This is a genomic window from Mesorhizobium sp. P2_E9, assembly GCF_056403815.1.
The window spans coordinates 66,433-86,321 of the sequence record NZ_JBFUET010000011.1 but is presented as its reverse complement, the minus strand read 5'-3'; the positions used below and the strand labels follow the sequence as shown (position 1 = coordinate 86,321).

Genomic DNA, 19,889 nt, shown 5'->3' with positions numbered 1-19,889 from the left:
TGTCGCCCAGGGCGGTTGCGACGGCGTGCACCGGGAGCGGTCGATCTCAGGACACGGCAGCCGCCGACCAGGCTCGTAAGGTGTTCATGGGCGCCAAAAACCAATTGCGAAGCTCAGGCGAAATAGCTTACAACTGATTGCACAATGCAATCAGATTTCGCTCGAATACGGCGCGCGAGGAAAGGGCGTGAGCATGGCCATGCTTGTGTTCGGAATGAACCAGTCGCTGGACGGTTATGTCGACCATACGGGATTCGCGCCAGGCCCTGCGCTGTTTCGCCACTTCGTCGAGGAGGCGGAGCGGCAGGCGGGCAGTGTGTACGGTCGCCAAATGTATGAGATCATGCGTTACTGGGACGATGATCGTCCCGAATGGAATGCGGATGAACACGCCTTCGCGGCGGCGTGGCGCAAGCAGCCGAAATGGGTCGTCTCGCGCACGTTGAAATCGGTCGGCCCTAACGCCCGGCTTGTCGAGGGTGATCTGGAGAGCGCGATCCGCGCGCTCAAGGCCGAGCGCGACGGGGAGATCGAAGTTGCAGGTCCGGGCCTGGCGCAAAGCCTTACCGAACTTGGCCTGATCGACGAGTATCGGATCTATCTGCATCCCGTCGTGCTTGGTGGCGGCAAGCCATATTTCGCCGGACCCCGGCCGCCGCTCCGTCTTACTGCTCACGATCGGATGGGCGGGGACGTGCTCAGGTTATCTTACGTTCCTGCTTGATCCCGTGGCTCGCCGGCGGGCCGGATGCCGGAACATACGAAAACCCTACCGATCGACCATCGCCATGCCGCGCTCGCCATAGCGTGGGCCGGCGATTTTTCCCGGCGCTAGCGCCTCATCCAGCGCGGCCATCTCTGCGGCGTCGAGGTTCAGCGCGGCGGCGGCGACATTCTCCTCCAGATATTTTCGCCGCTTGGTGCCGGGGATCGGCACGATGTCGACACCGAAATCGCTGCCTTTGCCGAGCAGCCAGGCCAGCGCGATCTGGCCTGGCTTGACGCCCTTGGCCGCCGCGATGTCGCGCACCTTGGCGGCCGCCTCGACATTGGCGTCGTAGTTTTCGCCCTGGTAGCGCGGGTCGTTGCGGCGGTAGTCGCTCTCGGGATAGTCCTCGGCACGCTTGACGTCGCCGGTGAGAAAGCCACGGCCGAGCGGCGAGAACGGCACCAGGCCGATGCCGAGTTTTTGGAGCAGCGGGATGATCTCGGGCTCCAGATTGCGCTCCCACAGCGAATATTCGCTCTGTACCGCTGAGACGGGAAAGACGGCATGCGCCCGGCTTATGTTGGCGGCACCTGCCTCCGACAGGCCGAAGAAGCGCACCGTGCCCTCGGCGACAAGCCTGCCGACCGCGCCCGCGACATCCTCCATTGGCACATCAGGGTCGACGCGATGCTGGTAGAGCAGGTCGATATGGTCGGTGGCGAGCCGGCTGAGCGAGGCTTCCACAACCTCGCGGATGTGTTGCGGCCGGCTGTCGACCCCGACCTGCTTGTCGTTTTCGATGCGGAAGCCGAATTTGGTGGCGATCGTCACCTGGTCGCGCTTGCCCTTCAGCGCCCGGCCGAGCAGGGCCTCGTTGGTGTAAGGACCATACACCTCGGCGGTGTCGAGGAAGGTGCAACCAAGTTCGATGGCGCGGTGCAGCGTGGCGATGGATTCGGCCTCGTCGGCCGGGCCGTAGGACTGGCTCATACCCATGCAGCCGAGGCCGATGGCCGAGACCTGCAGTCCCTGGCTGCCGAGTTTGCGTGTGACGAGCGTCATGGCCGCGGTTCTCCGGTTGGGATTCTGCAGCACCATATAGAGCGCGCGCTCAATTCCCAAAGCTGTTCGGCGCGGTCTCAACCGACTGTGATCGAGGGCGCGAGGCACCGGGCGGTCCAGGCCGGAAAGCGATCCGGCGTTAATTCACGCGTTGGAGGCGGCGTGGCGCTGGGGGACCCGTCAGGTCGACATTACTGGATCGAGGCCGGCTGCGAAAAGACGAGGGGGCTGATCGCTGGCTCTTCACCATCGACAATTTCGTTTCCAGACAGTGCCAGGCCATTGCCCAGGGCGTCGAATTCGATTGCCGCGCCAAGCAGTTGGGCCGCCTGGAGAACCAGATATTCAATGTCCTCAAGGGCGACGTTCTCGGCCAGATTCCTGACCCTGACCTGTTCGGCCGTCGCCGAAATGTTGACGATGCCTGCCGTCTTGAATGCCATTTCGACCGCTGAATGGACGTCGTCGCGCAGGCGCGTGGAGTAATCGTACCGCATTGAAACCTCCCAAAGGGAACGGTTTTCTGTTCAGGTTGGAGGATGCGCCCCAGGCATCGATCTGGCAAGTTAGATTTTCTAAATATCGGAATAAAATCAATTAGTTAGGATAGTTACAGGAATGTGCATCAGGCGTTTGATGCGCATCATGAGTTTGATGTGTGGAACGCTCACTGGCCGGTCTTGACGCGTAGTGAGAGCTATCCTAATTATAAGCCGAATGAGTTAGATACTAACTCACAGTATTTTTGGTCCTGAGCGAGGAGCGCGCACATGGCTGAACTGGAACGCCCGGAACGACTGCAGATCATGCTCACCACCGACGAATTGGCGGCGCTGGAAAACTGGCGCTTCGAAAAGCGCATGCCAAGCCGCTCGGCTGCGGTCAGGGAGCTGCTGCGGCGCGGCCTGTCCTCGGACGGGTTCCTGATGGCCGAGCAAGGTGTCAAATCGCAGGAGTTCGGTGTGCTGCCTGACGGTGAAGGCAAGACCAACGATCGGCCTTCGGAGTGAATCCAGCGTCGGTTGTGACGCGCCGCCTGTGCGAATTGCGCGGGGGGAGATTGCCTTGATCCGCTTGCGCGCTACCTCATGCAAATGAGCGACATCGTGGCGGCGGCAGCTGACATCGCAACAAGCAACCCGCAACAGACGGCGACCGCCGATGCGCGTCTCGCGGCCATCGTCGATTCCTCGTTCGATGCCATCATCAGCAAGGATTTGACCAGCATCATCACCAGCTGGAACCTGGCGGCCGAACGCATGTTCGGCTACAGCGCCGAGGAAGCGGTCGGCCAGTCGATCCTCATGCTCATCCCCGATCACCTCAAGAGCGAGGAGACCGAGATCATCAGCAGGGTCCGCGCAGGCGACCGCGTGGCGAGTTATGAGACGACACGAAAGCGCAAGGACGGAACGCTTATTTCCGTTTCGCTGACGGTTTCGCCGATCAAGAACGCCCATGGCGAGATTGTCGGCGCTTCGAAAATCGCCCGCGATATTTCCGCCGCCAAGGAGAGCGAGCGCCGCATCAGGCTCTTGATGCGGGAGGTCAACCATCGCGTCAAGAACCAGTTCGCGGTCATCCTGTCGATGGTCAGGGAGACGAGCAAACGCTCGAGCGATCCACGCGAATTCGAGGAACTGATCCGTGCCCGCATCATGGCGCTGTCGCGTTCGCACGATCTGCTCGTCACCTCGGAGTGGGCCGGCGCCAGCCTGTTCGACCTGATCCAGGAGCATTTGAAGCCTTTCGGCCGCGAGGAGCAGATCCTGCTCGCCGGCCCGGTTCTGACGCTGCAGTCGAATGCGGTGCAGAATCTCGGCATGGCTTTCCATGAGCTTGGTACGAACTCGTCCAAATATGGCGCGCTGGGCAGCGAAGACGGCAGGGTCGAGATCACTTGGACAATCGAGTCCGGCGCTCAGGGTGCCGGCGACAAGGGCTCCGGTGCTTCGGGCGGGCGTGAATTCCAGCTGCTCTGGACCGAGACATCCACGCCCCGTCCCGGCAGCGGCGACGAGAGCGCGCGCAAGGGGTTCGGCACCGTCGTCCTGCAGCGTGTGGCGCCGCAGTCGCTGGGCGGCTCGGCCGAACTCGAGCGCTCGCCCGGCCATCTCAGCTGGCGCCTCAGCGCGCCGCTGGCATCGATCATCGTGCCGCAAGCCGGCGTCGAGGCCGAGGACGGCACCGCGCTGGGCTTCGGCATCTGAATGCCCCGTGGGGCGGCGGGTTTCCCGCCGCCCCCGGCTTACCAGTCACCGATGATGCGGGAGATGCCTTTCGGCATCGACTTCTCCAAGGGTGAAGCTCTGGAAGCCCGGCATGAGCTGCCATATGGCTGCAAGGCCTATGATCAGATAGGCCAGGCGGGCCAGCATGGCGCCCCCAAGGGCTGTGCCGATTACGTCATAGCCGGTCACACCCATGGACAGCCAGTTGAGACCGCCAAGGATGATGAGGGCGAGCGTGACGAGGTTCATGATGCGCATAAACGCCTCCTGATGTTGCCTGACAAAAAGACGCCTGCAAAAAAACGCTTGCCGTTTCAGACGGTTCCATCGATCACGAGATTGTGAACGATGGTTGCGGTCCGTGAATGCGGCTCGGCCTACTCGACCAGTATGTGCGCCTCGCGCGCGGCCTCGATGAAAGCCTCCCTGGCGATATCGGGAGGCACATCGCCGCTTGTCGCCCGGCGGCAGGCGCGCAACGCGGACTGATGTTTGAGGCTGCCGGCATCGCGCCAGTGTGTCGTCAGCAATTCTATGGCCTGCTGCGTATTGGACAGATTGCGGGTGGCGCCGGCCACACCCACCGAAACCACCACGGGCTTGGAGAACCACGCAGTTTGCATTGGAACCTCAACAAGGTTGCTGCCACTAAACGCCTGTGGCGGCGCTAGGTTTCATCCCAGCCAGTCATTGTTGCGTGAGGCCGCCTGCTTCAGAGGATGTTGGTCGTTACCTCGACAATGATCGCGGCACCGTCCAATGTGCCGTCGGGGACATGCACGACGCGCGAGACCCGCAGGTCCTGGGGACTTCCGTCGACCGACAGCGAAACGCTTTCTCCAATCCGCGGCACCGCCTGGAAAATGGCGTCGGTGGCGTCCGGCCGGTTGTCGATGGATATGCGGCAATTGACGGTCATGGAATGTCTCCTGTGTCTGGCTACGCCCGGTGGTCAACGCAGGGTCGATGAAATGGTTTCAGGAGGACCGGTTCAAAGCCCCTGGGAAGCCCGCGGGAGGGCTGCTTCTTGCTCATAGGCTCGACCACGCTCAGCGCTTTCAAAGCGCGCAAGAAACGGCGGCCGGCACGAAGCTGGTTGGGCAAGCAGTGCACGGGCCTAGCCGGCCTGAGGCGGCTGATGGCTGACAATTATATTCGTTTGCGCTAATATATATGAAGTATGCAGACGAAGGAGGGTGGGGGCCGTCGATGATTGACAAACCGGCCACAACCTACGTCGTGAGCGTCTTTGAAAAGCCCACATGGCGTACGGTCTTGACCACGAAGGACAAGACCAAGGCCTTGGCGCTGGCGAAAGAGATCGGCGACAAGGTGCGGGTCGACGAGATCCCGCCGAAGCCAAAGAAGCGTTGAAGGCGCCCGCCAGGGACGGGCGCTGGAACTTCAGGCGGCGCCGAGAGTTGCTTTTGCGGCAGGGGTTCCAACGCTCCGGCAAGTCCCGCGATCCCTAGGGGCGCCCGCCGCCGCCGTGAATGGGGCGGCGGGTCTCTGCCGCAAAGCCTGATCACCCTATATTGCAATTGGATAAAATAACGGAACGTCCAATGGACGATACCGGAACCAAAGCGGTTACGTCAGACCTTTGTGGGAGGGCGCCAAGACCTTGGTCCCAATAGGAAAAGCCCGCCACAGGAGCGACCTGCAGCGGGCTTTCTAAGTGGCTACATCCCTGAGGAATCGACCGCTTGTGGTTGTACTGTGAACCACATGACCGCCTTAGCCTATGGTGTGATCGCGGAAGCCGGGCTTAGAGATCGGAGGGCGGCTTGACGATTTCCTGCAACTTTGTCGATGACGCACTCGTAGATCAGTTGGTCGCCCTATTGTTCCTTGTACCTGGGCGGCTGGCTCGCTGAGATTGCGTTGGGGTTTTCTCGGCGAGCCTGCGGCGGGTTTCAGTCCTTGTGCAGGACGATATACTGGCTGCTCACGGCATCCGCCCCTTTGCCCCTTGTGACGACAACCGTCCTGTAGCCGGCAGGCAGTGAACCTGTTGCGGACGGGTCGACCGAACGGCACCGCCCGACCATTTCCCCGTCAGGGGCGCCCGCGAGCCTGTCAGCCAATGCCAGATGGCATTCGTCAAGCGATGAAAAAATGGTGGGAGCCATATCAATCGGCTTGCAGACGGATGGGGCTCCAGCGTTGCAAGAGAGCAGAACCATCACCGCGGAAGTTACCAGATCCATTCTTGAAGCTCCATCATCATCGACACGATCCGTTCGATAGATGATCGCCGACCGGGTTCAACCAGTCCGAAGTCTTTCATTGCGGATGGCGGGATTGATCTCCACCAAGCTGTGCGTGGCCTCGACGAGACATCGCTGCGTGCTCAGCCTGGCGCGCCGCGCGACATTCTCGGCTACCATTTCTTCCGACTGTTCTATCGCGAGCTCGGTTCGTTTTAAGCGCTCGTTGGCGTTTTCCATGGTGTCCATGGGTTGTTAACACCTCGCAGGCCGATTCGTTCCGGCCCATCGATCACGCGGGCACGCTGTCTTTTTCACCGCTGACAAATAGAAGCCGAAAGCCAGGCTGCTACCGACGCGAAGGGCCAGCGAACACGCGCGCCTCGAGGCTTCCTGCGGCCCGACAGTCCCCGTTGGGGTGGGTTTGGTCTGACCGTCGGGCCTAACCGGCTAGGGCAAGCCGGCTGGCGTGACCGTAACATTAGCAAATCCGCAACAAAACCCGGAGCGGCCGTTTTCCCCCGGCTTGTCCCATTTCGGGACGGCGGTATTGGCACTGCTTTTGCGTCTGACAGCGTGCCGGTTGACCCCGGCCCTGATCGCGTACTCTGATCAGGTTGTAGGCTCGCCGGGCTCGAGGTTGTTGGGGTCTTCGTCCGGCGAGCTTGCCATCCACATGCTTCCTAGATGCGAAAAGCCCCGGCGCTGGGTGAGGCGCCGGGGCCTTTAGTCACATGTACGAGCTACATTCCATGTCCGCTTATGATGGTGCGCTAATCTGCTCAACAAACGGTAAGTTCGGCATGCAACTTGAAGCTGATCGGAAGCGAGATCGCGACAGGAAGCCGATCGTCGAAACACCAAACGGGGGACTTAGGACGGCGGCCCAGCGGCTTGGTTGCAAGAGGGACTGGCAGCGGAAAGCCGCTGGGCCTCGCCGGGCAGTGGCCTTGAGGACGGGCGCGCGTCCGGCTAGCTAATGTATATGCCTTTGCTAATATAATCGGGACTTATCAATATGAACGATGGAAGCAGCAAAAGGTGGAGCACAAGCCGGCCACAACCTACATCGTCAGCGTCTTCGACAAGCCGCACTGGCGCACCATCCTGACGACCAAGGACAAGGCCGAGGCTGAGGCGCTCGGCTCGTTCGTCGCCCCGAACGAAATCCTTGAAGCCGCCTTATTGAATTAGATGGGCCGCCTGTCGCAGTATAAATGCGCTTGTGCTAATATATTCTTGCGCGCTTCTCCCAAAAACAGGACAGAAGCAGAGGCGCTTGACAGGCGATGGTCCAGGACGGCGTTAGGGCGCGGATCGAAGAGTTCACGCCGAGGGTGAATGAAAATGGCCGGCGCCCAGTTGGGGTGGGCTTGGGATGACGCCGGCCAAGCGGACATCAGGTCCGCCGCAAGCAGATGCTAATATACCGAAGGCGATCCCTGCATATGGTGTGATCGCGGAAGCCTACATGTCGTTGTTGTCGATGATGCCGGCTTCGCCTTCGGGCAGCTTGTGATCTGGCGCAGGAGACTTCCTCAGCCTCGCGCCGGTACCTTCGCCATTGGTAATGTCGACATTGTGCGCCGCGTAGGCAGCTACAATCTTTGCCTTGGTAGTGTCGGTCGCTACCTGACTTTATTTGGTTCCCGCTCATGGGCTCGAACCACGATTCACGCCTTCAAAGGGCGCTGTCCTACCATTAGACGAAGCGGGAGAAGTGGAACGGTTATGGAGCCGGCACGGCGTGCCGTCAATTCGGGAAATTTTTGAGCGATTCTTCGCAGCGTTTCTTGCTCTAATATGGAAGTGACGTAAGCCACAACCCTATGTGCGCATTGGCTAAAATACCGGAACGTCCAACGAATGTTACCGGAACCAAAGCGGTAACGCCGGACCTTAGAAAGCAAGGCACAAGACCTTAGTCCTGCCGTCCTCCAGTTAAGAACGGAAGTTGATCGGCACGACATAGGGCCGCTGCGTCGAGGATCAATACCAGACTGGATTTGGGCTGATATGGTGTGAACGCGGAAGGCTTTTCGCCGCCAGGCGGCCCGGCTGCGCATTCCTTCGGGGAAAGAGCGGCCGGGCCATGCCGGGAAATGGAGAGCCCCCCGGCAATTAGAATATTCACGAAAGCTAATGTAACCGCAGCGTTGTCGTGTTGGGCCACCAGCTTGATGGAACATTAGTCGTCTCTAAAAGTTTGTGCCTCGCGGCAGGTGGTGCCCTCCATCGCCTGCCGAAGATCGGGCCTCCGATCGGCCCGCGCACCTCTGGCCGAGAGCGCGGGCTTTCAATCCAATGGGCGCCGGTGCGGCGGCCCCTCAATTCGGGAAGTTGTTGACCGGCTCTTCGCAGCGGTAGACCGGGCAGTGCCCATCGCGCGCTGGGATATAGGCCGACATCGGCACTTCCGGCCAGTCGCATTCATTGCCGAACTGCCTGACATAGCGGTCATAGGTGTTCGGGCCGGTGGTCAGCACCACGGCGCACGGCTCTGGATCATGGCTCGGATCTCGGCGCAGCTCATGCCGCGGCTGTCGGGCCGGGCTTCGGCCAACCCGGTTGCCGCGAGCACGGTGCCGAGGGTCGACAGGATAAGAAGGCGAGCGGACATGACGGTTTCTCTTTGGTTTGACGCAGCATGCATTGTCCCACAAAACCCATTGGCTGTCCGCCGGTTCCACGACAGGGGCATGGCGAGACGTGGCGCGAGGCCGGCGCGCAACCAAATCACGCGTCGCGCATTGCTGGGCATGGACAGCAGGAAACCTTACGAAACACCGCAATGGTGGCCGGGAAACGAAGGCCGCGAAGCCATGTGCTGTTCCTTCTGCGGCAGCCGCGACCACCGTTACGAGGATTGCCCGCAAAGAACCGATCCGCCAGATGTCTCGTTCGAGGACGACGCAGAACAATCTCGCTGATCAGGCCGCCGGCCCGTTAGGAAAATTTTCACCATATCAAGGTCGAACATGGCCGCGTGGGAGATCGGTCTCCACGGCTGAGGCGCGCTGTGCTGCGCCTCGGATACAATGACCTCAAGCTCTTCGGACATCGGCTAGATCCAGCCAACCTTTTGCGCAGTTGGGCGTTGTCCCTGCGAAGGCAAGGCCGCCCCGGGCGGCCGTGCAAGCAAAAGGAGGCCGAGATGAAACCTCTCGCCATCGCGTCGCTGATGCTGGCCCTGGCCGCGCCGGCAGCGGCGCAAACCCAGCAGAATCCGGCGCAGCAGAACCCGGCGCACCAGGCCGACAAATGCGGTGTGGAGACGGATCAAGGCAAGCAGCAGTCCGGCGGCGGCAATCTGACCGAAAAGCTCAACGATTGCGGCGGCGTGCTGAAGCCGCCGGCCACCGGTGATCAGGGCATGGCCGCGCCGGCGCCGGATGAAGGCAACACACCGGTGATCAAGCCGGGTGAAGTGCCGGCGCAGCCGCCGAAGCAGTAAAGGACCCTACGCGGCATTATCGCCCGACAACGGAACCTCGCATGACGCGAAACGTTTCTTTTACGAATTGAATTTGTAAAAGGATGGGACCGTGAGAGACATCGCCAGCACCGCCACGTTTCTTGCCTCGATCGCCATCGTCATCGTCTTGATGTTTATGGCGCCGAAGAGTTTCGGCTTCGATACTTCCCATAGGATCGTGAGCGGCGATCTGCCTACGAAATAGCAGGCAGCGGCTCGGCAAAAAAAGCAGGCGAGGATTTCGCCTGCTTTTTTTGGGGCGAGAACCCAGAACGCGATCACTTCCGGAAACGATGACTGTCTCTTGGGCTTCAGCGAACCAGCACGCCGGCGTGGTCGCACAGGGCCGTGAAGGCCTCCTGCGCCTGCGCCGCGGCGTCCTTGTTTTCCAGCGCCGCCTCGATCTTCTCGCGCGCCGCCTGGTAGAAAGGACCGCGACTGGCATGCGGCCAGTCGATCAGGATTTCACTGGCGTCCTGAAGCGTCGCCACCTCGCGGATCGTGTCCGCGCCATGCGGCTTGACCCGAATTGGTGACGACAGCCTGACATCGGTCATTACTGTTCCCGCTATTGGAGGATGTGGGCTTCGCGTGCGGCGTCGATCATCGCCCGCATCGCCTTTTCCGGCGGCGTCCAGCCGTCGAGCGCGTCGCGGCAACTGCGCAATGCTGCCCGGTATTGCCGGCCCTGGCCGGCGGGCCAATCGCCGAGGCATTCCAGGCCCTCCCAGGCGCTGCGCACCACGCGCTCGCGCTCGGAGGCAAATTTCAGGCGGATCGGTCGGGGAAACATCTTGTCGTTCAACTGAAGTCTCCGTGGCATGTCGCCCCCGAACGGCCGTTTTCAAACAACGGCATTCACAAGGGGCGCCGGATAACGCCGCCGGCAGGGGAGGGTTCCAGGCCCGAAAGATCAATTTTCAGTCGCGCGCGACGGCGTCCGACAAAGGTCCGTCCGCGACGGCGTCCGACAAAGGTCTCGGCGCCGGCGGATCGGCAGCTTCCGGCGTTTGCTGGTCAATGGGCCGGTCATGCTCGAACTGTTCGGTGCCGGGCAAGGCATGCAGCCAGGTCTCGCGGCGGGTGATCCACAATTCGTATTGCGGCTCCAGGTCGGTCGGCGCGACGTCGAGGCTGCCCAGCATCACCTCGACCTCGGTGTCGCCGACCCAGGCGACGCGGCTGCCGCAGGTCGGGCAGAAGCTGCGCGTGCCGTAGCTGGCGACTTCGCCCGATGTCTTGAAGACGTCGCGTGGCCAGATGGCGAAGGCCGAATAGACCGAGCCGCCCGCCTTGCGGCAGTCCTTGCAATGGCAAAGACCAACCCGCGTCGGCTGGCCGGTGACGACGAAATGCACGCCGCCGCACAGGCAACTGCCGGTCCTGCGTATGGTGTCGGACATGGTTGCAGCCTCCCTCAGTCTGGCTTTCGTCAGTCTGGCACGCTACGGGCCTGGCGGAACAGAGGATCGTCGGCCGTTTCGTTGGCCAGAAACCGGGAAAACGACATTCTGTTCACCCGAGCCCGGTCGACCCTTTCAACGCCCATGCCGGCGAAATGGTTGCGGCTCGCGGCCGCCACCTTCTAAAGCGCGTCGCGTCGAGGCGGATTCATGCGACGCGCTTTAGGTCTTTGCTTTTATGCATGTCGTCCCTCAAAACCGAGGTCACTTTTGGGCGACATGCATTAGCCGCGTGCGGCCATGTGGTTGTCGAGCTTCTTGCGCGAAGGGCCGTAGCGCTTGATGATGGTCTGGGCTTCACTCTGCGGGATGCCGTATTTGCGCGCGAAGGCGGCGACCTCATAGGTCTCCTCGCTCGAAACCAGCTTGCGGTCCTGTTTGGTCTTCGATTTGTCGTCGGGCATGGCGTGCCTCACTTTCTGTCAGCCGCACGGGTCGCGCGGACACCGGTATATGGGATGCCGCGATCAGACATAACAGAGATTTGTGCTGCCGGTTCCACGCCAGCCGCCGGACGGGCCGGACAAGGCGTGGATGGCACCGGATTCAGGCCGATGGCTGGGCCGGGTCGGCGCCGTGCTGGTCGGTGGCGCTGCAATCGGCGCAAGGCGCGCTGGCGCCAGGACAGCCGCGATGATGCGTGCCGGCGGGGCAGCAAAGGCCGTTGGAGCTCGTCCAACGCGGGCATTGGAAAACCTGCCCGGTGCCGCCGCAGCCGTTGCATTCCAGAACCGATGACTGAACCAGATAGGACTTCGTCCCGAACCTTACGCTAGCGCCCAAAACACAACCCACCCAAATAGCTGCACCGGACATGCCAGTGCATTAGCCCCGGCTTAAAAGTAGCACGTTGCCGGTTACGAACAAGTTTCATGATCATTAATTGTTCGTGAATGCCGGCGGACGGCAGGTCCGAGGTGCTGGCCGCTCCTTGCCTCAGGCGGGTTTCAACCGTTTGGCGGCGAGGTACATGAGGGCCGAAGCGGCCTGGCCGCGATCCCAGCCGGCGTCCTCGATCTTGTCGAGTAGCGCATCGAGATGGGGTACGAGCATCTCCCGGCACTCCTGTTCATAGGCAGCGCTCAGTGCCGGATGCTGCGGCGACGGTCAAGGCCTTGGCCATGCTTGATTCCCTCCCCTTGGGCGAGGACGATCATACCATCAGCCGGCAAACCGAAATAATCCGATTTCACTGGCGCTGAGGGCCGGGGCACTCCACATCATGGCAATCTTGCCGCCATGATTCCGGGCAATCCTGGAATCGGCAATGACAACGGGGGTTGGCAATGACTGACACGCAAGGCAATTCGAACCGTGCCCTACAGCACGGTGCCGTCGGATCGCGCTCGATCGGCACCGGCATCGTCGCGCTGGCCATCGTGCTGGCGCTGGTCGGGGCCGTCATGGGGTCCTGGTATACGATCGACCAGGGCGACCGTGGCGTGCTGTTGACCAATGGCGCTTTGAGTTCGGTCGTCGATCCCGGCTTGCATTTCAAACTGCCCTGGCTGCAGCGGGTCGAGAAGATCAGCCTGCGCCAGCAGGTGCTGAAATGGGGCTGCGAGAACCAGAGCGATTGCGGCAATTTGCCGGCCATGCAGGCCTATTCGCGCGACCAGCAGCCGGCCGACATGCGCGTCACCGTCAATTTCCATGTGCCGGCGGCGGAGGTGTCCAACGTCTATACCAATTACGGGTCGATCGAGGCGCTGGCCGATCGCGTCATCGCCCGCAAGGCGCCGCAGGAGATCAAGACGGTGTTCGGCCAGTATGACGCGGTGTCGGTGATCCAGAACCGTGCCAAATTCAACAAGGATGTCGCCGACGCCATTTCGGCGGTGACCGATGGTCCGGTCATGGTCGATAGTGTCCAGGTCGAGAACATCGACTTTTCCGACGCCTATGAACAGGCGGTCGAGGCGCGGATGACGGCGCAGGTGGAAGTGCAGAAGCAGGAACAGAACCTGCAGCAGGAAAAGATCAAGGCCGACATCGCGGTCACCCAGGCCAAGGGCCGCGCCGACAGCGTCAAGGCGGAAGCCGAGGCCAGCGCCTACAAGACCAAGATCGAAGGCGAGGCGACGGCCGAAGCGATCAAGGCGCGTGCCGCGGCGCTCGCCAACAATCCGCTGCTGGTCGAACTGACCAAGGCCGAGAAGTGGGACGGGCAGTTGCCGAAGTCGATGATCCCCGGCTCGACAGTGCCGTTCCTCGAACTCAGCACGCCGGCGCCGGTGGCGAACTGAGCCCGCGCTAAGGCAGCGAAGAGCCAAACCATGATCCCGAACCGACTTCGGGAGGGATCATGCTCTTGGTTCAAAAAGCTCGACGACGTTGCCGGACGGGTCTTCGCAGAGAATCTGGCGGCCGCCCGGGCCGTCGACAATCTCGTTGCGGAACGGCACACCGGCCTCGCGCATCCGGGCGGCGAGCGCCGGCAAGTCCTGCACCTGCAGCACGATGCGGTTCCAGCCGCCCGGCTCGGGCGTGCGGCCATCCGGCATCGGCCTTGCCGCCGACGCCATCGGGCCGGCAAGCCAGAACGTCAGGTCGTCGCGCTTCAGGATGGCCATCGCCGGACCGAACTGCTGCTGCAGTACGAAATCCAGATGGCTGGTGTAAAATGCTATCGCCAACTCGACATCGCTGACGAGATACCGGACTGTCGCCATCCGCTGGCTCTCCTCACAAACTGATCAACCACCCCTTGCGAGGAATAGCCTCCGGAGCCAGACGCTGCAAGGCTCGAGCCCCGGCGACAACATCCTGTCGGCGAGCGCCAGACCGGTGTCGATATCCGGCGCGGTAGCGCTTGCGGGCAAAAAATCTCGGGGCCGGTGTCGGAACTGCAGGGCGTCGCTCGTCCTTGGGTCGAAAGCCATTGCAAACCCTGGAGAGATAGCATGCCGGACCTCACTCAATCGCCGTGGCAGACCGCGGCCCTTCTCATTGCCCGCCTGATCTTTGCCGCCGTCTTCCTGATGGCGGTGACGTTCAAGTTCATGGGTATGGGCGCCACCGCGGGCTATATCGCCGCCGCCGGCTTTCCCTTCCCGCTGTTCCTGGCCTGGTGCGCGGCGATCCTGGAGGTGGCGCTCGTGCTGTGTTTCCTGAGCGGCGCCTTCTTCACCCAGGCGGCCCTGGTCGCCGCGGCCTATGTGCTGTTCCTCGGCTTCTCTTTCCACGGTCCCAGCCACTGGGCCGCCAACCAGAACGAGTTCGGCTTCTTCGTCGACCATTTTTCCTTCATGGCCGGACTGCTGTTCGCCGCGGTGCACGGGCCGGGCAGGGTGTTGGCGCTGAACCTGGGGTGGCCGGGCCGGGCTTGAGGCGAGCTATTCCAGGAAAAGTGTGAAACGATTTTCCGTCCGGAATTGCGTCAGACCAAAAGTTAGAGGAGTTCGCCGTTTTCGTGAAACGGTGAACTGCTCGAGCCCTACAGCTGGTCGTTGTAGGACTCCTTCACCTTGCCGACCATGCGGGCCAACTTCGAAAAGGAGGGCATGTCGGCCTCAGGCTGGCATTGATTGGCGAGTTCGAGCAGCCGGATCGGAAAGTTGATGGCATCGCGGCTCGACGCCGACATGCCTTCTGATCGCTCCTGGCCGGTTTCGCTGGCCTCGGCCTTGCGCAGCGCGATGTCGATCTCCTCCGCCGTCAGTATGCCTTTTCGAACCAGGACGTGGTTGATCGATGCGACGGCCATCAGCAGGCCCTCGAGTTGCAGATTGGCGACGTTCATGGCGATTGCTCCCTCAGTTGACCAAAGATGAAACGCGCCAGCGGCGTTTCCGATCCGCAATGGAGGGATGGGACGGGATTGGCTCGGCTCAGATCCTGTTGGCGAACAGCAGGACCAGCAGCACCAGCAGGATCGCTGCCGCAATGATGGCCGGCCGCCAGGCCCAGCCGCGCGACCACGGCCAGATCGGCAGCACGCCGACCAGGACCAGCATGATTGTGATGATGGTGAAGGCGCCGGGGACGGTCATCCTCTGTCCGGATGTCGGGAAGGTGGAGGCGAGCTGAAGGGAAATAGCCTATTCCTGGACTAGCCGCTCGCCATATTCGCGCCACAGCGCCTTGACGTCCAGGCTGCCGAGGCGCGGGATCGACGGATCGCCGCAGGTGATGGCGACGGCGCTGATGTCGTAGTGGGGAAAGGCACTGGCGACGAAACGGATCGCGTCGCCCAGCGAGTTCACGCGGACCACAGGGTCGGCCTGGCCCTGACCGGTGCTGCGCACACCGGAAACCGAGGCTGGAGCATGCCGCATCCTGAACACGGATGCCATGGCTGGTCTGTCCATCGTCCTCTCCGACAAAGCGGTGCGACGCGAATCATTCCATGAGCTTCAGCTGATGGTCCCACAGCTGCCGGCTGATGAAAAGCCGGCTAGCCAATGCGGGGGTGGAGGCGGCCGGCTGATGCCGATCCGGTTGTCCGGTGGGGGCAGTTGTGCTATGATTTTGTCCATGGTGCTGATTTGCGCCGACGACCCGCCGCAAGGCGGGTTTTGTTTTTCCAGCCTCCGAGTCCCGTCGCCGCCTTGTCGAGCTGGGCGATGTCTGGCATCTTGCCAGTGATGGGAATGGAGTTCTCCCGAAACCGCCAGTGATGGCTGATGACTCCTGCCGCGAAAACCGCGGTGGGAGTCTGTCGATCCCGCCGCATGGCGGGCCGTGTGCTCGCCTCAGAGAGAGGATCGAGCATGTCTTTTTCGAATTGCCTTCTGATCATGGTTGGTGGTGCGCTCGGCACGCTGGCGCGCTACCTCGTCTCCACCTGGGCGCTGCCGATAAGCAGCCAATTGCCGTGGGGCACGATCATCATCAACATCAGCGGCTCGCTGCTGATCGGCTTCTTCGGCACGCTGACGCTGGCCGGCGGGCGCTATCCGGTCTCCGAAAGCCTGCGCTTGTTCGTGATGATCGGACTCTGCGGCGGCTACACCACCTTCTCCTCGTTCAGCCTGCAGACGCTCGACCTGTTGCGCGACGGCGGCCTGGGCCGGGCAGCGCTCAATATTGGCCTATCGGTGCTGCTGTGCGTGGGGGCGGTGGCGCTCGGCCACATCCTCGCCGCCCGGATCAATGGCGGCGCCACGCAGATCGCGCAGATCGCCATCGAGGAGAACGCTTAAGCGAGGGTTCTAACGTTCTAGGAATTTTTTCCTTGACCGGGTGAGGGCAGCCATTCATTCCAGACCGACGAGCCGGTGATCGGCACCGACAACATCACGCTGTCGCTCTATCTGTCCGACGACACGCTGGGCGATGCGCAAGCGGCCGCGACGGCCGCGGCCGGCAGTGCTTCCGCGGCGGCCGGATCGGCCACCGCCGCATCGACGAGCGCGAGCAATGCCGCGACCTCCGCAACGAATGCCGGCAGCTCGGCCACTGCCGCGTCGGGCTCGGCGTCCGCGGCCGCCACCAGCGCGACCAACGCCGGCAATTCGGCCACGGCGGCGGCCGGCTCGGCATCGAGCGCGGCGATCTCGGCGACCAATGCGGGAAATTCAGCGACCGCTGCCGCTGGGTCGGCTTCGGCGGCCGCCGCGTCGGCGGGTACGATCACATACGCCAGCCAAGCCGAGGCGGAAGCTGGCGCCATTTCCAACAAGATCATGTCGCCGCTGCAGACGAAGCAGGCGATTCAGAACGGCAGCTTCTTCCAGCGTTCGGAAACAGGTGCCGTCGCCCTTGCCATCCCAGCCGTGCTCAAGGAGCGGATCAGGCCAACACATTTTGGCGCCAGTACGGCAGCCAGTGGTGCTGTCAATCGCGCTGCGATCAACAACGCCGTGAACGCAGCTGGCGCCAATGGTGCACTGGTTGAACTTCCGGCTGGCGTGTTCGATGTGGATGGCACCGTCATTCCCTTGGCAGCCAACGTTACGTTTGCCGGTCAGGGTGAGGCGACAACGCTGCGCACCACGTCAACCACAGCGAACATCTTCGACGTGGCGGCGCAATTCGTCACGATCCGCGATCTTCAATTTGGATCGTCCGTCACCCGCATCGCCGGCAACTATGTCAACGTCCAGAGTACGGCCAATCGCTTCCGGTTGCGCGACTTTCATATGGAATCGGCTTTCCAGGGCGTCCGCATTCAGGGCGGGTCGACGGTCGATATCCAATCCGGCAAGATATTCGGAACGGTCGCCTTGGGCGTTGGCATCCGCGTTGAGGGAGGCTTGGACCTGGGCATCGAGGATGTCGTTATGGATGGCTCGGCCGGGGCTCAACCCTTCGCCGGCATCTACGTGCCGAACTGCGGTGATCTTCGGCTCACTAATGTCAGGATAATCCACCAGGGGCAGGATCTCATGCTCAACCCTGGAGCCGGCCAAAACATCACATCCCTATGGGCCAGCAACTGCCTCTTCGACACTGCGTCGCGGGGCCTGTATGCGCAGGCCGTCGGCGCCGGTGCAGTCATCGGCCGCTGCATCTTCGATGAATGCTGGTTCTCATCTCACGCCAACGAAGGCATCCGCCTTGAAACCGCGACCGGTGGCGTCATCGACGGCATGACCTTTATCGTTCCGCATGTTTTCCTCAACGCCACAGGGATTTCGATCCGTGATAGCGGGTCTATCAACGTCGCCTTCATCGAACCGGATGTCACCAAGAACACCGGCGACGGGTTCCTGTTCAACACCGGCGCCCAGAAATTCAAGGTCATCGGTGGTAAGGTCGGCACCGGTGGCGGCTTCAGCGGTGGCAACGGCGGCAATGGTATGACGTTCGCCGGTACGAACGATAACTTTACAGTGGTTGGCGTCGATATGACTGGCAACACTGGCAGCGCGATGTCTGGCGCGCCGGCGCCAGGCCCGACCAGGATCATGCATTCCAACCTCGGCGTGTCGCGTGTCATTCCAGACATGCATATTGCTTCGGTGAAGGGTTCGACCACCGCTCTTTCGAACAGCTCGACATCGGCGCAGGCGATTTTCCCTGCCGCCAACGATGCCCTGTCGCTGCTTGCCGGAACAACGTATCGCTTCCGTGCCAAGATCGGTCTGAACACCGGCGCGACTAGCCATCAAACTGTCTTCGGCCTCGGCGGCACAGCCACATTCACGTCGATCGCCTATACCGCGATCACAACGCACGGGGCGTCAGCGGGAACGATCACTTCTCCGCAGATCATCAGCCCGAAGACAGCAACTGCGACGATCATCATCCCCGCTACGACCGATGTCAGGCAGGATATCCTGATCGAAGGTGAGATGGAGATCAACGCCGCCGGCACCATCATCCCGCAAATCACCTTCTCGGCTGGGCCGTCCGGCACCTGCGAGGTGGACATCGACAGCTTCTTCGAGTGCTGGGGCGTTGGAGCAAACGCCGCCAACGCTATTGGAGAGTGGGGCTAGGTCGCCGCTTCGCGCATCCAACGGATGCTTTCAGCCCGCAATTTGGGGTCGTTAGCCTGATCGATTGGCCTGATGTCGCCTAGGTTTATTCCCTTCGGGAGGGGACCGCAGAGGGCGAGATCGCGATCAACTGCGGAATGCACCCTCTCGATCTGCTCGGCCCACCCACGTACCTGTCGGGCTGTGTCGCGCCACAACGGCAGGGGAACGACCCTCGCTTCAGTCCAGAGCGCCCGAGCTTGATCATCGTCCAGCAATCTCCTGACAGCCGCCACGATCTGATCGGGACGTTTGGGCTCGACGCGAATTTGACCCAAGGGTTGCAACCGTCTCGTGCTTGGCATGACGTCGCTCACGATCACGGGGATGCCGGCGTAGAGGCTTTCAACTGGCGGAACACCGTAACCTTCAAGCGTGCTGACCATGATCGTGGCACGAGCGGTTGAAAGTATCGACACGAGTTGCTCGTCAGATGCGGTCGGGTAGTGAGAAAAACGGGGGTATTTCGTCTTAGCAGCCTCGATCGCTGGCCCAAGCGATGCGTTCCCGTGATCCACCAACTTGCCGACAAAAACGAGATCGACATCGGCGCCTTCATCCCACAAAGCTTCGAAGGCCATCAAGACATCGCTTTGGCGCTTTCGCGCTTCGATCGATCCGAGGCAGACGAAGGTTTTCCGGCTCGGGCTGAAGGTTTGTTTTTCGACGACAAGCCCGTCGGCACCAAGATGAAGGATTGGTAGTGGCCAGGGCCTTCCTAGCTGGCCGGCGATCTCGTAGGCTTGCTTGGTCTCCTGACTGATGTGGGCAGTGTAGGCCATCGAGAAGATCAAGCTGAAATATGGCTCGAATGGCGACTTGTCAGCAATGCCGAAATCCCTCGGATAGACCCATGGGAAAAGGTCGTAGACGATAGCGAACGAGCGTGACGGATGGCGCTCTATGCGCTGCCTATAGAATGCGCAGCGCGCATGGTCCCAAAACAGTTCAGGAATCAGGACATAGGCCTCTTCGCCGATTGGTGCTCCAGGACTGGCAGCAATAGCCTGTGCTGCCCGCCGAGCCTTTTCAGCAGTGGTCGCACTTGAATTGTCAAGGACTGCCGCCAACGCATCAGGCGCCAAGACCCGCAAACTGTCGATCGCTTTGTCGAGATAGCATGCTGTTAAGCCGTCTGGCCAATGACGGAAAATTGCGCGGATAGTGCGCTGGATACCGGTTCCAATTGGGTTTGAAACAAATTCGCTGATGTCGGCGTAGATCATGGCCTACGTTAAGCACGGCTGCCACCACGCCGCAATTCAGATAAAGGCTTGGACCACTTCGGATAGCCGGTAGACACCTGCCACCTCGC

The 19,889-nt window shown here is 61.6% G+C and carries 30 protein-coding genes, 1 tRNA gene and 1 riboswitch; of the genes, 12 read left to right on the top strand and 19 right to left on the bottom strand.

All coding sequences use genetic code 11. The features are described 5' to 3' along the window. Window positions 1–193: 193 nt before the first annotated feature. Entirely contained in the window at window positions 194–724 is a 531-nt protein-coding gene (locus tag AC1D05_RS20825; RefSeq protein ID WP_477443537.1) for a dihydrofolate reductase family protein, read from the top strand. Window positions 725–769: 45 nt separating this feature from the next. Here the strand turns inward: AC1D05_RS20825 and AC1D05_RS20820 are convergent, their stop codons facing one another. Next, window positions 770–1,771 (bottom strand): aldo/keto reductase, encoded by a 1,002-nt coding sequence (locus AC1D05_RS20820; protein WP_477443535.1) that lies wholly within the window; start codon window positions 1,769–1,771, stop codon window positions 770–772. A gap of 191 nt (window positions 1,772–1,962) precedes the next feature. Then, the gene (locus tag AC1D05_RS20815) at window positions 1,963–2,268 is read right to left on the bottom strand and encodes a hypothetical protein (RefSeq protein WP_477443533.1); all 306 of its coding nucleotides are present in this window, start codon (window positions 2,266–2,268) and stop codon (window positions 1,963–1,965) included. Between the two features lie 273 nt (window positions 2,269–2,541). On the opposite strand from AC1D05_RS20815, the gene AC1D05_RS20810 reads away from it, so the two are divergent. Then, window positions 2,542–2,781 (top strand): hypothetical protein, encoded by a 240-nt coding sequence (locus AC1D05_RS20810; RefSeq protein ID WP_477443531.1) that lies wholly within the window; start codon window positions 2,542–2,544, stop codon window positions 2,779–2,781. A 78-nt stretch (window positions 2,782–2,859) separates the two neighbouring features. Then, the gene (locus AC1D05_RS20805; protein ID WP_477443529.1) at window positions 2,860–3,981 is read left to right on the top strand and encodes a sensor histidine kinase; all 1,122 of its coding nucleotides are present in this window, start codon (window positions 2,860–2,862) and stop codon (window positions 3,979–3,981) included. 45 nt (window positions 3,982–4,026) lie between these two features. On the opposite strand, the gene AC1D05_RS20800 is transcribed toward AC1D05_RS20805, so the two are convergent. The 3 genes from AC1D05_RS20800 to AC1D05_RS20790 all read right to left on the bottom strand — a co-directional run bounded on the left by AC1D05_RS20800 (window position 4,027) and on the right by AC1D05_RS20790 (window position 4,921). Further along, window positions 4,027–4,260 (bottom strand): DUF378 domain-containing protein, encoded by a 234-nt coding sequence (locus AC1D05_RS20800; protein WP_096447848.1) that lies wholly within the window; start codon window positions 4,258–4,260, stop codon window positions 4,027–4,029. A gap of 119 nt (window positions 4,261–4,379) precedes the next feature. Beyond that, the gene (locus AC1D05_RS20795; protein ID WP_477443526.1) at window positions 4,380–4,625 is read right to left on the bottom strand and encodes a DUF982 domain-containing protein; all 246 of its coding nucleotides are present in this window, start codon (window positions 4,623–4,625) and stop codon (window positions 4,380–4,382) included. An 89-nt stretch (window positions 4,626–4,714) separates the two neighbouring features. Beyond that, a complete protein-coding gene (locus tag AC1D05_RS20790; RefSeq protein ID WP_056571572.1) occupies window positions 4,715–4,921 on the bottom strand; it encodes a hypothetical protein in 207 nt (68 codons plus the stop codon). Window positions 4,922–5,211: 290 nt separating this feature from the next. Here AC1D05_RS20790 and AC1D05_RS20785 point away from each other — a divergent pair, with 290 nt between their 5' ends. After that, the gene (locus tag AC1D05_RS20785) at window positions 5,212–5,376 is read left to right on the top strand and encodes a hypothetical protein (RefSeq protein WP_477443524.1); all 165 of its coding nucleotides are present in this window, start codon (window positions 5,212–5,214) and stop codon (window positions 5,374–5,376) included. 893 nt (window positions 5,377–6,269) lie between these two features. Here AC1D05_RS20785 and AC1D05_RS20780 read toward each other — a convergent pair. Beyond that, window positions 6,270–6,461: a hypothetical protein gene (locus tag AC1D05_RS20780; protein WP_477443522.1), complete on the bottom strand. Its 192-nt coding sequence runs from the start codon at window positions 6,459–6,461 to the stop codon at window positions 6,270–6,272. A gap of 792 nt (window positions 6,462–7,253) precedes the next feature. Between AC1D05_RS20780 and AC1D05_RS20775 the strand changes: the two genes are divergently transcribed. Beyond that, window positions 7,254–7,406 (top strand): hypothetical protein, encoded by a 153-nt coding sequence (locus AC1D05_RS20775; RefSeq protein WP_477443520.1) that lies wholly within the window; start codon window positions 7,254–7,256, stop codon window positions 7,404–7,406. Between the two features lie 449 nt (window positions 7,407–7,855). Here the strand turns inward: AC1D05_RS20775 and AC1D05_RS20770 are convergent. From AC1D05_RS20770 to AC1D05_RS20760, 3 genes are all read right to left on the bottom strand, one after another. Next, window positions 7,856–7,929 (bottom strand) — tRNA-Gln (locus AC1D05_RS20770). 610 nt (window positions 7,930–8,539) lie between these two features. Then, window positions 8,540–8,701, bottom strand: coding sequence for a hypothetical protein (locus AC1D05_RS20765; RefSeq protein ID WP_477443518.1), 162 nt, complete (start codon window positions 8,699–8,701; stop codon window positions 8,540–8,542). Then, complete coding sequence (locus tag AC1D05_RS20760; RefSeq protein ID WP_477443516.1) at window positions 8,692–8,832, bottom strand: hypothetical protein; 141 nt, start codon at window positions 8,830–8,832, stop codon at window positions 8,692–8,694. Before AC1D05_RS20760 ends, AC1D05_RS20765 begins: the two co-directional genes overlap by 10 nt. On the opposite strand from AC1D05_RS20760, the gene AC1D05_RS20755 reads away from it, so the two are divergent. The 3 genes from AC1D05_RS20755 to AC1D05_RS20745 all read left to right on the top strand — a co-directional run bounded on the left by AC1D05_RS20755 (window position 8,831) and on the right by AC1D05_RS20745 (window position 9,892). Continuing rightward, a complete protein-coding gene (locus tag AC1D05_RS20755) occupies window positions 8,831–9,142 on the top strand; it encodes a hypothetical protein (protein ID WP_477443514.1) in 312 nt (103 codons plus the stop codon). The genes AC1D05_RS20760 and AC1D05_RS20755 overlap by 2 nt on opposite strands. Before the next feature lie 224 nt (window positions 9,143–9,366). Further along, on the top strand, window positions 9,367–9,666 hold the full coding sequence (locus tag AC1D05_RS20750) for a hypothetical protein (protein ID WP_477443512.1): 300 nt from the start codon (window positions 9,367–9,369) through the stop codon (window positions 9,664–9,666). Between the two features lie 91 nt (window positions 9,667–9,757). Further along, the gene (locus AC1D05_RS20745) at window positions 9,758–9,892 is read left to right on the top strand and encodes a hypothetical protein (protein ID WP_477443510.1); all 135 of its coding nucleotides are present in this window, start codon (window positions 9,758–9,760) and stop codon (window positions 9,890–9,892) included. Between the two features lie 106 nt (window positions 9,893–9,998). Here AC1D05_RS20745 and AC1D05_RS20740 read toward each other — a convergent pair whose 3' ends face one another. The 4 genes from AC1D05_RS20740 to AC1D05_RS20725 form a co-directional block, all read right to left on the bottom strand. Next, window positions 9,999–10,244: a DUF982 domain-containing protein gene (locus AC1D05_RS20740; protein WP_477443508.1), complete on the bottom strand. Its 246-nt coding sequence runs from the start codon at window positions 10,242–10,244 to the stop codon at window positions 9,999–10,001. Between the two features lie 11 nt (window positions 10,245–10,255). Then, entirely contained in the window at window positions 10,256–10,492 is a 237-nt protein-coding gene (locus AC1D05_RS20735; protein WP_172227022.1) for a DUF982 domain-containing protein, read from the bottom strand. Between the two features lie 115 nt (window positions 10,493–10,607). After that, window positions 10,608–11,090, bottom strand: a complete 483-nt coding sequence (locus tag AC1D05_RS20730) for a GFA family protein (RefSeq protein WP_477443506.1) — start codon at window positions 11,088–11,090, stop codon at window positions 10,608–10,610. A gap of 284 nt (window positions 11,091–11,374) precedes the next feature. Further along, window positions 11,375–11,554, bottom strand: coding sequence for a DUF3606 domain-containing protein (locus tag AC1D05_RS20725; RefSeq protein ID WP_015317039.1), 180 nt, complete (start codon window positions 11,552–11,554; stop codon window positions 11,375–11,377). An 882-nt stretch (window positions 11,555–12,436) separates the two neighbouring features. Between AC1D05_RS20725 and AC1D05_RS20720 the strand changes: the two genes are divergently transcribed. Then, complete coding sequence (locus AC1D05_RS20720; protein ID WP_477443504.1) at window positions 12,437–13,396, top strand: prohibitin family protein; 960 nt, start codon at window positions 12,437–12,439, stop codon at window positions 13,394–13,396. Between the two features lie 57 nt (window positions 13,397–13,453). Here AC1D05_RS20720 and AC1D05_RS20715 read toward each other — a convergent pair whose 3' ends face one another. After that, window positions 13,454–13,822, bottom strand: coding sequence for a VOC family protein (locus AC1D05_RS20715; protein ID WP_477443502.1), 369 nt, complete (start codon window positions 13,820–13,822; stop codon window positions 13,454–13,456). 231 nt (window positions 13,823–14,053) lie between these two features. On the opposite strand from AC1D05_RS20715, the gene AC1D05_RS20710 reads away from it, so the two are divergent. Next, entirely contained in the window at window positions 14,054–14,479 is a 426-nt protein-coding gene (locus AC1D05_RS20710) for a DoxX family protein (protein ID WP_477443500.1), read from the top strand. A 107-nt stretch (window positions 14,480–14,586) separates the two neighbouring features. Here the strand turns inward: AC1D05_RS20710 and AC1D05_RS20705 are convergent, their stop codons facing one another. From AC1D05_RS20705 to AC1D05_RS20695, 3 genes are all read right to left on the bottom strand, one after another. Beyond that, window positions 14,587–14,892 (bottom strand): hypothetical protein, encoded by a 306-nt coding sequence (locus tag AC1D05_RS20705; protein WP_477443498.1) that lies wholly within the window; start codon window positions 14,890–14,892, stop codon window positions 14,587–14,589. Window positions 14,893–14,980: 88 nt separating this feature from the next. Further along, a complete protein-coding gene (locus AC1D05_RS20700) occupies window positions 14,981–15,142 on the bottom strand; it encodes a DUF3309 family protein (RefSeq protein WP_477443496.1) in 162 nt (53 codons plus the stop codon). Between the two features lie 48 nt (window positions 15,143–15,190). Next, window positions 15,191–15,460, bottom strand: a complete 270-nt coding sequence (locus tag AC1D05_RS20695; protein WP_477443495.1) for a hypothetical protein — start codon at window positions 15,458–15,460, stop codon at window positions 15,191–15,193. 269 nt (window positions 15,461–15,729) lie between these two features. Beyond that, window positions 15,730–15,792, top strand: a riboswitch (Fluoride riboswitch). Between the two features lie 70 nt (window positions 15,793–15,862). Here AC1D05_RS20695 and crcB point away from each other — a divergent pair. Beyond that, complete coding sequence (crcB, locus tag AC1D05_RS20690; RefSeq protein WP_477443493.1) at window positions 15,863–16,294, top strand: fluoride efflux transporter CrcB; 432 nt, start codon at window positions 15,863–15,865, stop codon at window positions 16,292–16,294. Window positions 16,295–16,401: 107 nt separating this feature from the next. Here crcB and AC1D05_RS20685 read toward each other — a convergent pair whose 3' ends face one another. Continuing rightward, window positions 16,402–16,779 carry a hypothetical protein gene (locus AC1D05_RS20685; protein WP_477443491.1) on the bottom strand — a complete coding sequence of 126 codons (378 nt, stop codon included), beginning with the start codon at window positions 16,777–16,779 and terminating at the stop codon, window positions 16,402–16,404. On the opposite strand from AC1D05_RS20685, the gene AC1D05_RS20680 reads away from it, so the two are divergent. After that, on the top strand, window positions 16,778–18,535 hold the full coding sequence (locus AC1D05_RS20680) for a hypothetical protein (RefSeq protein ID WP_477443489.1): 1,758 nt from the start codon (window positions 16,778–16,780) through the stop codon (window positions 18,533–18,535). The two genes, AC1D05_RS20685 and AC1D05_RS20680, sit on opposite strands and share 2 nt — an antisense overlap. Here AC1D05_RS20680 and AC1D05_RS20675 read toward each other — a convergent pair. Further along, window positions 18,532–19,800 (bottom strand): glycosyltransferase, encoded by a 1,269-nt coding sequence (locus AC1D05_RS20675; RefSeq protein ID WP_477443487.1) that lies wholly within the window; start codon window positions 19,798–19,800, stop codon window positions 18,532–18,534. The two genes, AC1D05_RS20680 and AC1D05_RS20675, sit on opposite strands and share 4 nt — an antisense overlap. Between the last annotated feature and the right edge of the window lie 89 nt (window positions 19,801–19,889).